The following is a 17852-nucleotide window of genomic DNA, read 5'->3' on the forward strand; positions in this document are numbered from 1 at the left end:
ACTTGCGTAAAAGCCTACTACTACTACCCTACGTGATATTTATTATTGTAATTAAACCGCCAGACTTATGGTTAAAAAATTACATTGGAATTTGTTTTTTGTATTATTCGTTCTCCCGATTTTAAGTTGGGGGCAGGTTTGTCCTACCTCTGTGTCAATTTCATCTGATACTGGAAATACGATTTGTGCTGGAACGGAAGTATTATTTACTGCTACAACTACCGGTGGTAGCGGTGTGGAAATTTATCAGTGGAAAATAAATGGAAATAACGCCGGGTCGCCCACGACTAGCAATACTTTTTCTAGTAACTCTCTTGCGAACAATGATTATGTGACCGTATCTGTTACAGAGATAGGCGGAGTTGCTTGTAATCTTACCAGCAGCAGGTTCACCATGACAGTGAATGATTTACAAACTCCAACCGTAGATTTTCTCATTCCTCCAGGAAATAAATGTATTGGGCAAAGTATAACCATAGAGGGTTCTAATACAAACGGAGGGTCAAACCCTACTTACGAATGGTTTGTTGACGGTGTCTCAGTGCAGTCTTCCAGCAATAAAAGACTAGTCAGAACTTATTCGGAAGCTAAAACCTACAATATTAGACTTTTACTAACCAGTAATGTGAATTGTTATACATCGCAAACTGCAGAAGTAACCAAAACTTTAACCATCCAACCAGACGCAAGTATCACTATACCTGAAAGTGATATTAGTGATGCATGTATAAATACAGCGATTCCAAATCTCAATTTTACTCTTCAGGGAACTGTGAGTGGAGCAAACGCATCCGGCCTCCCGCCTGGAGTTACAGGAAGCTACAGCAGTGGAAATTTTAGAATTTCGGGAAGCCCTACGACTGCTGGCACGTATAACTATTCGGTTACAACGACAGGAGCCTGTGCAAATGCTACTCTGTCTGGAACTATAGTAGTTCTAAATGATGCAACAATACAATTGACAAATGGAAATGACTTGCAACAAATATGTCAAGGTGAAAACATCGAAAATATCATATATACGATCGGAGAGACTGCAGATGCTGTTAGTGTCTCAGGTTTACCATCTGGAATTACAGGTACTCTCTCGGGACAAACATTTACTATAAGTGGATCTACTAGTCTCGTAGGAACACATAATTTCAGCATCTATAGCACAGGTGATTGTTCAAATTCTGAAGTTCTTGAAGGATCCATTACAGTGAACGAAAATCTCATTCCTGGGGTAACTATAAGTTCATCAGATGTTGATAATGAAATCTGTGAAGGTACAGAGCTTACGTTCACAGCGACACCAACAAACGAAGGTACTAATCCAACTTATCAGTGGAAGGTCAACAACTCCAATGCTACTGGCGCAGGAAATTCGAGCGTTTTTACTACAAGCTCTCTAAACGACGGAGACATTGTAAGTGTGGAACTTACCAGTACTGAAGAATGTACCACCTCCAACCCTGTACTGAGTAATGAAATACAAACCACAGTTTTAGAAAATCTTACACCTTCAGTCTCAATTACAGCAAGTGATACGGATATTTGTCCTGGAGATGAAGTCATTTTCAGCATAGAATCTATTGTTAATGAAGGTGCTAGTCCAACATATCAATGGAAGTTAGATGGTGCAAATGTTGGAACAAATACCACAACGTATGCCAGCACCAGTCTCACCAATGGACAGGTTGTTTCTCTCGAAGTTATCTCCAGTGAAATATGTTTAGCTTCAGAAGGAGCTAGTAGTAACAACATTACAATGGAAGTATTTCCACCTGTTCCAGATACACCTGCGCAAATTACCGGAGAGAATGAAGTTTGTGCTACCGCAACCGGATTGATATATTCTGTCCCTGCGGCAAATAACGCAACCAATTATATATGGAACTTTCCAGCAGGCTGGTCCATTGCATCTGGTGACGGATCCAATAATGTAACGGTGAATGCCGGTACCGGTTCGGGTGAGATAAGTGTTGTAGCTTCCAATAGTTGCGGTGATAGTGCAAATACTACTTTTACAGTAACCTCTGTGGATGGCGTTCCGGCAAATCCTGGAACTATAACTTCAGATCTTGATGGTGTCAATCTAGTTTGTCCGCCGTACCCTATCACATTCAGCGTAGCCAGCATAGGACCACATCAATGGACAGTTCCAACTGGCTGGGATATAATTAGCGGTGCAGGCACTAATACGATACAGGTTAATGTAACCAACGCTGCATCTAGTGGAACCCGCGAAGTTTCAGTTGTAGCCGAAAATATCTGTGGTGAAAGCACACCAGCCACCTATACTGGAATAGAGATCAATAACCATATTATTGCAGATTTCGGGGAAGATCAAACGATCTGTAAATCGCAGAACAGTATTCAGCTATCTGGAACGAGAAGCTTTGGGAATGCAACACTTGACGTTACGTTTTCAAGTTCGAGTTCCGGAAATAATGGATTTTCAGGTTCGACTGTGGGAGGAAATAATAAAAATGGCCCTTTCAATGTAATTTACACTCCTAATGCAGCAGATAAAGCTGCAGGGCAGGTCACACTTACTATGACTGTTCCAGAACCTAAAAAACAGGATAATACTGGAAATGACTGCGGAGATTCCAGTGATTCCATTACCCTTTATATTATTCAGGATGCAGTAATAAGTTCTCCTACAGAAAAAGATCAAACCGTTTGTATTAATACAGCAATCGAAACCATTGACTTTGAAATTTCTGAAGCAGGTACAGGTGCCACTGTTTCCGGATTACCATCTGGTCTTATCGGAACATTCAATAATGGACTTTTTAGTATTAGCGGTACACCAACAGAAGATGGTGAGTTTGATTATACTGTTAACAGTACAGGAGATTGCTCAGACCAGCAAACTTCTATTAGTGGTACAATTACAGTTTCTCCAGATCATGAAATTATTGATGCAGTTAATAAGGATCAAACTGTTTGCCTTAATTCTGCAATAGCTAATATGGAGTTTCCTGTAAATTCTTCAGTTAATTCTGTACAGGTGACCGGAATGCCAGCAGGGGTCTCCGGAGTAATTCAAGGTGGGAATTTTGTAATAAGCGGTACTCCTGCAGAAGTAGGGACTTTTAATTATACTTTGAACACCGTAGGAAGTTGTATAAGTGCTTCCACTACCGGCACATTAACAATTAATCCTGATGTTACTATCAGTGATCCAACAAATAAAAATCAGGAGATTTGTATTAATACTGCTATTGACGCTATTGAGTTTACCATTACTGAACCTGGCACAGGTGCCGCTGTTACCGGTTTGCCTGTTGGTCTAAATGGTAGTTTTAATAATGGCATTCTCACAATTTCAGGGACAGCCACTGAAGCTGGAAGTTTTGATTATGAAGTTACTACCACTGGGGAATGCGTTCAGGTAAGCCAAACCGGAACTATTACGGTGACTCCAGATCCAACAGCGGAAATTGCTTATTCTGGTGAATTCTGCACTTCACAGGGAGGAAGTTACTCAGGTACGCTTAGTGGAACCGGCGAATTTGAAAGCGGTACTTATTCTGCAACTCCAAGCGGACTTATAATTGATGAGGCAACCGGTGAGATAACTCCTTCACTAAGTATTGCGAATACATATACCGTTCGCTATGAAGGACCTGATGTGTGTAACAGGGCTATCGCGACGACTGAAGTTATTATAAACGAAGAGCCTTCAGTTGAAATAGTATATGCAAATGCATATTGCACGTCAAACTCAAGCCTTCAAATTCCGGAATTTCAAAACGGAGTTGGTAATTACGAAGGAGGAATATTTTCCGCAGAACCTGGAGGCCTAAGTATAGATCCGGCGACTGGCGCTATTAATCCACAGGCAAGTTCTGCCGGTACATATGATATATACTATACTATATCTGCTGCAAACTCTTGTGCTGAAGTCATTATTACTACAGAAGTTACAATAACAAGACTTCCAAATGTAACTATTAGCTATCCCGAAATTATTTGTAATTCAGAAGGAGCTATCACCGTTACATTCTCGAATGAAGATGGTATTTATGAAAACGGAACCTTCTTGGGTAGTACCGGGCTGGCTATCAATGAAGATGGACAGATAGATCCTTCGGCCAGTGTTCCGGGTGATCATATAGTTACTTATATAATAGACTCATCAGAGGCATGCGAAGAAGTAGTAGCAACGGCAAACTTCACTATAAAAGACGAACCAATTATAACCACAGACCCTGTAAATTTAGGTGTTTGTTCAAACGGTCCTGCTGAGTTTGAAGTTTTTGCTTCTGGTGATGATCTCACTTACGAATGGTTTAGAATCATCGAAGGAGTTGATCAGGTTATTCCAGGAGAGAATGAATCTGTACTTAGCTTCTCTAACGTTACGGCAGAAGATGCTCTGGAATATTTTGTGGTAGTTTCCGGAGCTAATTCCTGTAACACTGCGACGTCAACCATTTTTACGTTAAATGTCGACGAAGACATTACTATTACAGAACCTTCAGAAGATATTACCATCTGTGAAGATTCACGGGAGGACATTACGTTTACTTTCAAAGGACATGCTAATGGTGCAATATTAAATTTCGACTGGATCAAAGATGGTGAAATCGTGACGGAAGAAGCTGGTAAGATTGACATTGACGTTCTAGGACCATCGGGGACTAATGGAGAATATACCGGAACCCTAACAATTACCAATCCTACTGCTGGAGAGAATGGAGATTCTGGTGAATACTGGGTAGTGGTAGATGGGCCCGATTATTTCACTTGCTCCGAAGCAACTTCTAATAAATTTACGTTTAGAGTGGAAGCCAGACCTCCAAATCCGGTCACAGAAGACCTCACTCTATGCTTAAATGAAGAGGCTGGGAATCTTACGGCAACAGTTGAAGATGGTAATGAAACAAAATGGTATACTTACAATGAAACTACTTCAGAATACGATTTCATTGGTAACAACATTACTATAGATTCCAGTGAGCCAAAAACTTTACAATATTTCGCTACTCAAACCAGACCTAATTCTTGTGAAAGTGATTATGAGCCTATTACGATTACAATTCTGGATACTCCAGATCCAATTTCGACTGAACCTGTAGTTTTCGAATTCTGTTTTGAGGAAGAGGTTACAGAGGCTATCGCTGTCACTCCGGCAGAAAATGCAACCATCAACTGGTATGCTTCTATCGATGCTTCTGAAACTATTGCCGCACCAATTCCGAACACAGGTATTTCAGAAAATGAGACTTATTACGTAAGTCAGACATTTGCTTCTACCGGATGTGAAAGTGATCGTACGCCTGTTGAAATTCGAATTAAGGATCTTCCGAATGTGATCGTGGAAATTGATGGCGAAGAGAGTACCATCTGTTTGGGCGATAGTATAACAATGAATGCTTCCGGAGCAGAGAGTTACGAATGGTTTGTTGATGACACTTCAGTAACAACCGGTGCAACTTATTCCCCTACTCCAACTGAAGCTGGTGAAATCACCTATACTGTTGTAGGAACCTTAAACGGATGTACCAATAGTTACAATATTACGATCAATGTCGACGAAGTAAGTGTTGCTGGAACATTAGCAGCACCTGAAAGAATTTGTATCCAGGATGGAATTGCCACTCTAAGCCTAACTGGTACTACCGGCGAAATTATAAGATGGGAATATAAATCTGCGGAAACCAGCGATGCCTGGACAAATTTCGAGGATGGGAATTTAAGTGCTGAACGAACCTTTACACTTACAGAAACTACAAGTTATCGAGTAACTGTTCAGAATGGCGAATGCTCAGAAGATACGGTGGAAACAACTATTATTGTGGACCAACTTCCGGTTGGTGGTGAACTAACCTGGGACTCCAACAATGATCGTATATTCCTCACTTGTGAAAATCCGGCAAATGGTTTTGGAAGCAGATTGAGTCTTTCTGGCTATACTGGAGAGGTAGCTTATTGGCAATATCGAAATGCACCTTCGAACACATGGGTTGCAATTGAAACAAACGAAACTTTTTTAGAAAGTAATCAGATTGAAGGACTAATTAATAATTTATCTACAACCTTTAGAGCAGTATTAAGTAATGGTAGTTGTACTGATGCTGTTTTTTCTGAAACCGCTATCACAAGCGTAATTGTTGCTGATATTAAACCAACACCTGTAGAAGTCGACAAACCTATTATTTGCATCGGAGAAGAAATTAGCCTGAGCTCAGAAACAGGGTATAGCACAACCGGAGAAAAATTCGAAGGAGGACAATTTACAGAGGCTGGAATTAAAAATAAAGGATGGGACTTTACACAACCTGATGGAACAGTAAATGATTATGATGCCGCAGCCAATAATGGAAGAGCAGATCACTGGTTAAAAATGAATGCAAGTGGTGGTCCAGATGGCAAGGTCTATACAGGAACATTACCTAGCGGTAACACCGGAACGACTATAAGATGGACTTCAGAATTAAATGTGAATGAGAAATTTGCTTTGGTAACCGGGCCCAATGATTCTTATATGGAAACTCCTCCGTTTTCATTGAGCGGTATGGATGAAGCCATTTTTATCTGGGATCAGGGTTATAATCTTACTGCCGGAGCAACAATTACTGTGGAAATTTCTACTAATGGCGGTAGCACTTATGAAACTGTATTATATACTCATACCGGTGACGGCACCGTGGCTGGTGGATCAAGTGGTAATTATTTGGATTTTGGGGGAGGTACACCTTCGACCAGACCTAAAAACAAGATGGTTGTTGATCTTGGTGATTACCTTGGTCAATCTAATCTGCGTGTTCGATTTAACTATGACGGCAGAAAAGACGGAGACGTTTGGGCAGTAGATAACATTAAAGTTCCTGAAGGGCCACAGGATATATTATTACAATGGTATTATGACGATGATCTTACAGATGACGGGAACGTTTTGGAAGAAATCGGCGAAGTGAATCAAAACACAGTATTCTTTACTCCAAGAAAAATTGGCTGGAATGATTTTGAAGTACAGACCAGAATTATCCTGGATAGTAATGGTAATGCCTGCCAGAGTATAGACAATTTTGAAACCATTAGAGTTTGGGCTTTTGATGAGTATACCACAGAAGTTTCTGCTGCTGTAGGCGCATGTGGTAGCCTGTCCATTGTGCTCAATGCGACGGTTACAGCAACTGAACAGAACATGGAAATAGTTGAGTACCCTACTCTGGATGGTTATGTAGGTAGCTGGAAAGTTTTTGATTCAAATGACATTGAAGTTACTACTGGCTTTAGTTTCGATAATCAGGATAATAGCAGCGATCTTGAACCCGTAAATGACCCAAATGCTATTTTCACTGCGGAAAACCTGGGTGACTATAAAATAAGATGGGTCCTTAGTCCAACAGCAACAGATGAAAATGGAGTTTTGATTGAAAATACAGGTTGCCCGCCAATAGATACCACACAAACTATAAGTCTGGTGGATTGTGTTACTCTTGATTTTGATGGTTATGATGATTATGTAGATCTGGGAAATAATTATACCGGCAGTTTCTTTTTAGAAGCATGGATAATGCCATTCGACAGACCACTTCCTGATGGAGGAATGACAGACGCTTCAAAAGGAACAATTTTCAGCGCTCCTGGATTTGAACTTAGTATGGAAAATCTTTCTGAATTTGTAACTACTAATGACAGGTGGTACCATATCGCAGTTTCCAGTAATGGAACTACACTATACATTGATGGTATTGAAATCACCGGAGGAACTAGTGTAAATACATCTGGAACCAATACCGCGGCAATTGGAGCGAGATACAGTGCCTCGACTAAAACTGCTACCAACCACTTCTCAGGATGGATAGAGGAAGTCAGGATCTGGAATACTGCTCCTTCAGAAAAAGAGATTCGTTTCATGATGAACCAGCGACTTAAACTCAATTCTTCCAATCAGGTCGTTAGTCCAATTGAAGGGGAAGTTGTACCAAACAGAACCGTTGATGGCAGCTACTATACCGCTAATGGTTTCAATTTAGATGAAGATGGAGTTAGTTTCTATGATCAAACTGCGACTGAACTTGCTGGGTACTATCGACTTTATTCCAATGATCCAGACCCGGATAATAAACTTCCAGGTTACTTCCTGGATGCTCTAAAACCATTGAACGGACTTACACCCAATCATGCTAATGCAGCGAATCCTGGTAGAATGGTTAATATTGAAACAGATCAGGAGAATACTTCTCCAACGCCATACTTTACGTATGCTGATGGTTCTACATGGAGCGATATTAACACCTGGGCAAGACCCGAAGTTTGGGACGCACCTAATAGCCAAGGTTATGATGGCATTTTAATTGACTGGAACATAGCAAGAATCAATCATACTTTTGAAGCCAATAGAGCTATCACGATGCTCGGTCTACTTTCTGAGACCACAGGTAAGGAATTAACTATCAATGCTAGTAATCCAATAACCATTAGTCATTATTTGTATCTGGACGGTAGTATAGATTTGCAGGGGGAATCTCAGTTATTACAAAACCACGGAAGCATCCTGGCGAATGAAAGCGGTGGGTTTGTTGAAATAGATCAACAAGGTAGAATGAGTAGTTTTAATTATAATTACTGGACAAGTCCCGTGAGTACCCAGGGATCTTCGAACAATTTAGGTTACCGACTAGCAGATGTTCTAATGGATGGCACAAATGCCGAAAATCCTGCTGCAATTAACTGGAAAACTGGATATTTCGATGCAGATGGAGCAAGAACTTCACCTATAACAATCACCGATGCCTGGATCTGGGATTTCAGAGGAGGCGACGCAGATATCTACGGAGACTGGCTCTTTATGGGTAAAGATTTTATGCAAATTGCAGGCGCTGGTTATTCTATGAAAGGAACCGATGGTACTGTGGGCCCAAACCAAATGACCCAGAATTATGTTTTCCGCGGAAAACCGAATAACGGTAATATTCCGACCACCGAATTGAGTCTGAATTCAACACAGAATTTTCTGGTTGGTAATCCATTCCCTTCTGCTTTGGATGCTAACGAATTTTTACGAGATAATTTAAATGTTGTAGGAACTGGAACTGGAAACAATTCTCAAAATGTCTTTAATGGGACACTCTATTACTGGGATCATTTTGCGGGAAGCACACATATTCTCGAAGAATATGTTGGTGGATATGCCACCTACACCCTGGCAGGCTCTGCTCCTGCAATTTTAAATGACTGGCGTATAAGCCAGGTAGGTGGAAATGGAACTAAAGAAGCTTTGCAATATATTCCGGTAGCACAAGGTTTCTTTCTGAATAGTGCTCCTGTGAATGGAAATACATTTGGTGGACAGATTCAGTTTACTAATACCCAGAGAGTTTATAGAAGAGAAAGTGTAGATCCATCTATTTTTCTACAACAAGAAGATAATCCTAAATCTTCCAAAAATAAGACTGCAAAAAGCTCAGAGGATGATCGAGCAAAGATTAGGTTGAAATTTGAATCTCCGGCAGGTTATCACAGACAGATTCTGGTTACGAGAGACGTGAATACTACTAACGGATTTGACATTGGTTATGACGCGCCTCTTATCGAAAATAATAAAGAGGATATGTACTGGTGGTTTGCCGAAAATAGATTTGTAATACAGGGAGTTCCTGATTTTGAAAAAGATCAAGTACTGCCCTTAGCTATAAAAACTTCTTCGGAAGGGTCATTTACTATAAAAATAGATAGTACCGAAAACTGGCCTGCAAATAAAGAACTATACCTGAAGGATAAACAAAATGACAGTATCCACGACCTGCTTGCCGGTTCATTTAAAGGCTCGACGACAGAAGGTGAAATTAGTGATCGTTTCGAAATAGTGTTCTTCAAAGAAATGGCACAGGAACCTGATCCAGTTATCATTCCAGAAGAACCTGAATTGCCAGTAGTCGATGGTCTAGTAGGAATATCCTATAGTACCTTCAGCAGAAATGTTAAAATTAGTAATGAAGATTTACTTAAAGTTGAAAAAGTTCTGATTTATGACATGGGTGGTAAGCTGATACAGGAGTTCGATGGACTTCCTTCAGAAAAGGAAATTTATCTTGGCTTAAGGCCAGTGAGATCTGGAATATATATTGTTAAGGTTTTCTGTGAAAATGCAATTTGTAATAAAAAGATCATCGTGAAATAATAGAAAGTAGTTTCTTACAAGATCATATTAACAGTACTAAGTTTTGTTTAGATTACTGAATTAAAGACTTTTATGACATTATTTTTACCATATACTTAACGCTTTTAATCGAATTTATATTACTTTTACCGATGAAAATCTAGATCGGTAACCTTATGAAACAAATTACTATTGGACCCCAACTCCAATTTGTACTTTTTTCGCTATTCTTTTTTTTCTCATCTGTAGTTTTAGATGGGTTAGAATTACATGCGCAAACCATAAATGCAAATTCCACAAATCCTACCTGCGAAAATTCAGCAGATGGCTCTATAACAATCACTGTTAGCGGTGGAACCTCACCCTATACATACAACTGGACTGGTACGGGAGTTAATACTTTAGCTCAAAATCAATCAAATCTTACACAAGGGACCTACTCCGTTGAGGTAACTGATAGTTCAGATCCAGCTCAATCCACTTCAGAAACTTTCACACTTACTGCTGTAGATAACGAAGATCCAACGATCACTGCTCCAGCAAATGTTTCTGCGAATACCAGCGATGACGGTAATGGTGATTGTACAACTTCGGTCGATCTGGGAACACCTACCTCCAACGATAATTGTGAAGTTGAATCAGTAAAAGCATTTGTAAACGGCGGTGAGATAAACCCAAACAATTATTCATTCCCTATTGGAACTACTACTGTGACCTGGACAGTTACTGACACTAGTAATCGAACGGCCTCTGATGACCAGACTGTAACAGTGTCTGACAACGAAAATCCAACAATTTCTGCGCCAGCAAATGTTTCTGCAAATACCAGCGATGATGGTAATGGTGATTGTACAACTTCAGTAGATCTGGGAATACCTACCTCCAACGATAATTGTGAAGTTGAATCAGTAAAAGCATTTGTAAACGGCGGTGAGATAAACCCAAATAATTATTCATTCCCTATTGGTACTACTACTGTGACCTGGACTGTTACTGACACTAGTAATCAAACGGCCTCTGACGACCAGACTGTGACAGTTTCTGACAACGAAAATCCAACAATTTCTGCGCCAGCAAATGTTTCTGCAAATACCAGCGATGACGGTAATGGTGATTGTACAACTTCAGTCGATCTGGGAACACCTACCTCCGACGATAATTGTGAAGTTGAATCAGTAAAAGCATTTGTAAACGGAAGTGAGATAAACCCAAATAATTATTCATTCCCTATTGGAACTACGGTTGTGACCTGGACAGCTACTGACACTAGTAATCGAACGGCCTCTGATGACCAGACTGTAACAGTATCCGACAACGAGGATCCAACAATCTCTGCACCAGCAGATGTTTCTGCAAATACCAGTGTTGACGGTAATGGTGATTGTACAACTTCAGTCGATCTGGGAACACCTACCTCCAACGATAATTGTGAAGTTGATTCAGTAAAAGCATTTGTTAATGGGGATGTAATTAATCCAGATACCTACGAATTCCCTATTGGAAGTACTACTGTAACTTGGACCGTTACCGATGCTAGCGGAAGAATGAGTTCAGATGATCAAAACGTTGTAGTAACTGATAATGAGCTTCCGGTCATCACAACAACTGGAACGGTAAACTCTTTTAATGACAATGGTCTTTGTGAAGCTAATGTTATTGTCCCTGCACCCACAATTACGGATAATTGCAATGTAGGAGCTGCCAGTGGTGTACGTAGTGATAATAAATCTTTATCAGACCCATATCCTGTAGGAACCACGGTAATCACCTGGACAGTTACTGATGACAATAACAATGATGCAATCCCTGTAGAACAACAGGTTATTGTCACAGACAATGAGGAACCGGTACTTCCTGTTCTGGAGACTATTACCTGGGGATGCGAATATACAGCTAAAGTACCTGTTACCTCAGATAACTGTGATGACGAAGTAACAGCGACAACTGAAGACCCTACAACCTTTAACACTTCTGGGACATATACAATCACTTGGAAATTCACGGATAAGGCTGGCAATTCAGTATCTGTCAATCAAACGGTTATTATCGATCTTTTAGCATTAGATTTAAGCGCTACGGAAATTGAATGTAATGGTTTTCAAACCGCACAGGCTACTGCGAACTTAAATGGAGGAGTACAACCCTATTATTATACCTGGATCAATAAAAGTACGAATGAGGATTTAGGCTCAAATGAGAGTATCACTAATCTCCCGGCTGGAACTTATCAGGTTACAGCCAGCGACGTTAATGGTTGCGAACTAATAGATGAAATTACCATATCAGAACCTGATGTTCTTGCAATGACTAATCCTTCATCCACACCCGTTAGTTGTAATGAAGGAAGTGATGGATCAATAATCGTAGGAACAATGACTGGAGGTACGGGACCATATTCGTACTCTTTAGATAATACTAATTACCAAAATAATATTTCATTTAGCAACCTTCAGGCTGGTGATTATACCATATTTGTGCAGGATGCTAATGCTTGCTCTTTGCAGAAAGACGTTTCAGTATCAGAACCTAATCCTTTGGATGGTAACCTTTCAAAAACTGATGTAAACTGTTTTGAAGGACAGGATGGAACTATTGAGGTTAGTAATGTTAGTGGAGGTAATGCTGGATACCAGTACAGTCTTGATAATATTTCATGGCAGGATGCTCAGCTTTTTGATGGATTGATAGCTGGTAATTATACCGTGTATATTAGAGACCAATCGGTACAGGATTGTGTGGTAGAATTAGGATCCATAAATGTGGATGAACCAGCAAGTCCTTTAGCTATCAATGTAACTACGACTTCTACGACCGGGGCTGATACTGCGACTGGAAGTGCTACCGCAAATCCGACCGGGGGAACGAGTGGTTATACCTTTAAATGGTTTAAAGCAGGTACAGCTGCCGTGATCCAGACCACCAGAACAGCCGGCAATTTAAAAGCCGGAGATTATGTAGTTGAAGTTACAGATCAGAATGGTTGTATTGAAAGCCAGGATGTAACAATTCTAGACAGAATTAATGCAGAAATAGATCCAAGATCCATCTGTGAAGGCGGTGCTGGCGATATTAGAACCTCCTACTATACCGTTCTGGATGGTTCTGCTACAGGCGGTGTTGGACCGTACACCTATAATTGGAATTTTGGAAATGGGGCAAGTCCTGTAAATGCAACTACTACAGATGGTAATAAAGAGTACCGAGTAAAATACAATTCAGAAGGGGTAAAGGAAATTAGGTTAACTGTTACAGATAGTAGAGGTGAAAGCGAACTTTTTATAATTGAACAGTTTATTGGCCAATGCTTTGCGAATAATTGTGGCTCTAATGATTTGCGAATCGATGATTTTTACGTAGGCGATGCCAATGGAAACCGATTGAATTCAGCTGACTGTGCTAGTATTGGTAGAAAGTATCTATACCTAGCGCTCGATCCTGGACCGGATAGATATAGCTTGTATGTTGAGGTTTCGTATGTCAAGGAAAATCGTTTTTTCAATACAAGTCCAGAAGGGGTTAATAAAACTGGTACATTCTTTTGTAATGAAACCATTCCCGATCAGGCTAGATTATTTGAAATTGAAAACTGGATCTGTGGTGATCAGGTAACTATTGAAGGTGTTTATCTAACATTCCAGAATAATAAGAATAAAAAGTGTGGTACCAGCAACAAACCAAAATGTTATGGTAGTGATGATGGCAATGAGGTAACCACTCCACTATTTGGGATTGCTACACCAAATGAAATTCCATGTAATGGATTAGAGACAGGGGTTATAGAGGTAAATGCTGCAGGGGGAGAATTTCCTTACGACTATAGTATTACCAGCGCAACTGCTGGATTTCAATCTGGAAAACGATTTGCCGATCTACCTGCCGGGACATACTCAGCATGGATAAAAGACTCACAGGGTACAATTTATCAAACAGATGAAGTAACCATTCTTGAACCAACGAACCCGATAACCCTTACTACGGCAGTAACCGAACCAATCTGTTTCGGCGCCCTAGGCGAAGCTACAGTAAATGTGACCGAAGGTTCTGGAACGCCATTTGAATCTGGCGAACCGTACCAGTACCTGTGGAATGATGCCGAAAACCAGAATACCAAAACTGCTACTAATCTGGCTGCCGGGAATTATACAGTTACAGTGATCGATGCTAACGGTTGTCAGGAAATTGCTGATGTTACTATCACAGAACCCGAACAATTAACAGTACCCGCTGCAGGAGAAGATCAAAATCTGGGATGTGGAATAACAGAGGTTACGTTAAATGCTAATGTCGCAGAAGTTGGAGTTGGTTCCTGGAGTATAGCCGACGGGTCAAGTGCAGGCGGTACTATTACAGACCCTTCCAATCCCACTTCCACATTTACTGGCGTCCAGGGCACCTATATATTAAACTGGACTATTACGAATGCAGAAGGGAATTGTGGTGATGATAATTTTGACAGTGTAGAAATTATAATTGATGGTGATTGTTCCAAACTTGATTTTGACGGAATAGATGATTATATAGATTTTGGTGACAACTACGGCTTCAGTTCCGGGAACTTTACATTTGAAGTATGGGTAAAACCTGAATCAATTTCTGGAAGTCAAACAATTTTAAGTAAAAGAGATGTTTCTACAGGAAACAATGGTTATGAGCTTATTATAAACAATGGTTCACCTACTTTTAAATGGAACGGCAAAACAGTTAGTACGTCATCGAAGGTCAATACAAGCAGGTGGTTCCACATCGCTGTAATTTATGATGGGACGGCAAGACTATATGTAGATGGAATCGATGTTGGGAATGCCACAGGCACCAACCCTTCTACTTCTGTTGCTCCTTACCTTCTTGGAGCTACTTATAATTCTGCGAACCCAACTACTCCACAATCACACTTCTCAGGTTGGATGGAAGAACTACGTATCTGGAATGTTGCTCTTACCCAAACACAATTGCGTTTCATGATGAACCAGAGAGCTACAGCGAATGGTGATGTCGTGAGAGGCTCGGTATTACCTCTGGACGTTCCAGGTAACTTAGCCTGGTCCGCTCTTAAGGGTTATTATAAGTTAGTCCCAGGAGAGATCGTAGATGGAAAGACTTTGGATTTGTCCAATACTCCAGTTTCTGGAGCAATGCGAAATATTGATACTGACCAATATCAAAGCGCACCATTACCCTACATTTCTGAAGCAAGTGGAAAGTGGAGAACTCGTTCTACATGGGATACGAATATAGGAAATGCTCAGGAAAACTGGTGGGGTGTTCCTAATGGTGTAGGTATTAATAACACCAAAATCAATTGGAATATTGCTAAAATAAAACATAATATTGATTCAGATGCAACTGATATTTCTCTGCTGGGTCTTTATGTTGATGAGAATAAACTGGATATGATTGGGTCTAATTCAGCTCAATCTGGAAACGCTTTAACGGTAACGAAATATTTAAGTTTGGATGGTATTCTCGATCTCAATGGAGAATCTCAACTTATTCAAACTGAAGGAAGTATCCTAGAGGAAAATAGTGTCGGTTACCTGGAACGTGATCAACAAGGAACCGAGAATAGTTATAATTATAACTACTGGACTTCACCAGTCTCTACTACAGGAGGTTCTATCAATTCAGGTTTTAGCTTGAGCTCTGTATTATGGGATGGAACCAATCCTGATGAACCTGCTGGAATTAACTATAATTATCAGTTTCATTGGGCAGACAGTGATTATTCAGGAGAATTAAGACTGAGCACTTACTGGCTACATTCGTTCCAAGGAACAGCCGATGATTATTTCCAGTGGTCTCAATTTAGTGAGGACGATGTCCTGAAGCCTGGGATTGGCTTCAGTATGAAAGGTACTCGAGGTAGTGCTGCAGTAAGTAGTAAGCAGAACTATACATTTAGAGGTCTGCCAAACAACGGAGATATCTCTGTTAATGTAGGTACTGATCAAAATCTACTTACAGGTAATCCATACCCCTCTGCCCTGGACGCACAAAAATTCATACAGGATAACATTCAGAATTTTAATGGAAATATTTACTTGTGGGATCATTTTGGTGCTGAATACTCACACTACCTCGAAGAATACGTTGGTGGATATGCAGTTTTTAACCTCTCAGGGGGAATTGCAGCAGCATCATCCATCGATTCCCGTATCAACGCTAATAATGATAAGAGTCAGAAATCATCACCAGGCAAATACGTACCTGTAGGACAGGCATTCTTTATCAATACGAAAGGTGTATCCAACCCAGATAAAATTACTTTTAGAAACTCTTATCGAACGTTCGTAAAAGAATCCAGTTCAGACTCTCAATTCCATTCTCAGGAAGATGATCCTAAAAAATCGGATGAGAATAAATATGAAAAAGACACGAGACATAAGATTAGATTAAAACTGGAATCTCCTAAAGGTTACCACCGCCAGATTCTTGCCACTGCAGATGTCAATACTACTGATGGTTTTGATCTTGGGTACGACGCACCGCTTATCGAAAACAATGTGGAAGATCTCTATTGGATGATCGATGAATCTGAATTCGTAATTCAGGGTGTTCCAGATTTCAATAAAGCAAGAGTTCTGCCTATAGGTTTCAAAATTGCTGAAGCGGGAGAGTACACTATTAAGATCGATGAACTTGAGAATATTCAGAGTGATATAGACATATATCTGTTAGACACAACAACTGAAGAATATCATGACCTGATGAAATCTGATTATACGGTGAGTACAGATAGTGTTGGTGTTTTCAATGAGAAATACCAGATCGTATTTCAAAAACTGGAAGAGGAAGTTTCCGAAGAAGTAGTGGAAGAAAAGCCAGAAGTCATAGAAGAATCAGACCCAGATTTTCTGGATATGAGATACCTTCGCCAGACAGATGAAATTGCGCTATACAATCCTGATCTACAGAATATAGATTTTGTAGAGCTGTACAGCGTCTCTGGACAGAAGATCATGACCTTTAGCGAAATTCCTACGGAAGAATCAATAAGCCTAAGAATTCAACAAAAATTGAGTTCTGCAGTTTATGTAGTGAAGATCTATGTTGGGAAAAAGAGTTATTCCAAGAAGGTGATCATCACCAAATAATCTGGCAATTAACCTTTATATTTCATAGGCAAGTAGACCACTTTCTTAGTATCATAGAAGTCTTCTTCAAAATAATCGGATAGCTCAAAGATCTGGGCTGTCCGGTAATCCTTTAATTCTTCTGAAAGATCTCCGCCTTTCAGATATAAAATTCCGTTTTTGAAATCGTGCTTACTTTCCTTAGCGATCTTACCTTTCACCCAGCGAACAAAAGTTGGCATTACTGCTACCGCTCTACTCACGATAAAATCATACTGACCTTGCAGATCTTCTACACGCTGATTATGTGTGGTCACATTCTCGAGTCCCAGACCTTCTGAAACCTCATCCACCACTTTAATTTTCTTACCTATAGAATCAACAAGATCGAATTTAGTTTCTGGATGCAGGATCGCTAGAGGGATTCCTGGGAAACCACCACCGGTTCCAACGTCCAGAACTCTTGATCCTGGAAGAAATGCCTGAACCTTTGCTATACCCAAAGAATGTAAAACGTGGCGAATATATAATTCGTCAATATCTTTTCTGGACACTACGTTAATTCTAAGGTTCCAGTCTTTATATAATTCTTCCAGTTTTTCAAACTTCTGAAGTTGATCTTCAGTTAAATTTGGGAAATATTTCTTTATTAGTTCCAAAGCATTCAATTTTCAGCA

3 protein-coding genes are annotated in these 17852 nt (G+C 40.1%); 2 read left to right on the forward strand and 1 reads right to left on the reverse strand.

What is annotated here, in order from left to right; translation table 11 throughout:
- The first annotated feature begins 67 nt into the window (after positions 1-67).
- Positions 68-10126: a LamG-like jellyroll fold domain-containing protein gene (locus T8I65_RS12690; RefSeq protein ID WP_322300954.1), complete on the forward strand. Its 10059-nt coding sequence runs from the start codon at positions 68-70 to the stop codon at positions 10124-10126.
- Positions 10127-10281: 155 nt separating this feature from the next.
- Positions 10282-17196 carry a LamG-like jellyroll fold domain-containing protein gene (locus T8I65_RS12695; protein ID WP_322300955.1) on the forward strand — a complete coding sequence of 2305 codons (6915 nt, stop codon included), beginning with the start codon at positions 10282-10284 and terminating at the stop codon, positions 17194-17196.
- An 8-nt stretch (positions 17197-17204) separates the two neighbouring features.
- Here the strand turns inward: T8I65_RS12695 and rsmG are convergent, their stop codons facing one another.
- A complete protein-coding gene (rsmG, locus tag T8I65_RS12700) occupies positions 17205-17834 on the reverse strand; it encodes a 16S rRNA (guanine(527)-N(7))-methyltransferase RsmG (protein ID WP_322300956.1) in 630 nt (209 codons plus the stop codon).
- Positions 17835-17852: the final 18 nt, after the last annotated feature.

Origin of the sequence: Christiangramia sp. OXR-203, assembly GCF_034372165.1 — a bacterium.
Taxonomy (GTDB): Bacteria; Bacteroidota; Bacteroidia; order Flavobacteriales; family Flavobacteriaceae; genus Christiangramia.

Coding starts and splice junctions, on each gene's coding strand:
- T8I65_RS12690 (WP_322300954.1), top strand. CDS start 68: ATGGTTAAAAAATTACATTGGAATTTGTTTTTTGTATTATTCGTTCTC.
- T8I65_RS12695 (WP_322300955.1), top strand. CDS start 10,282: ATGAAACAAATTACTATTGGACCCCAACTCCAATTTGTACTTTTTTCG.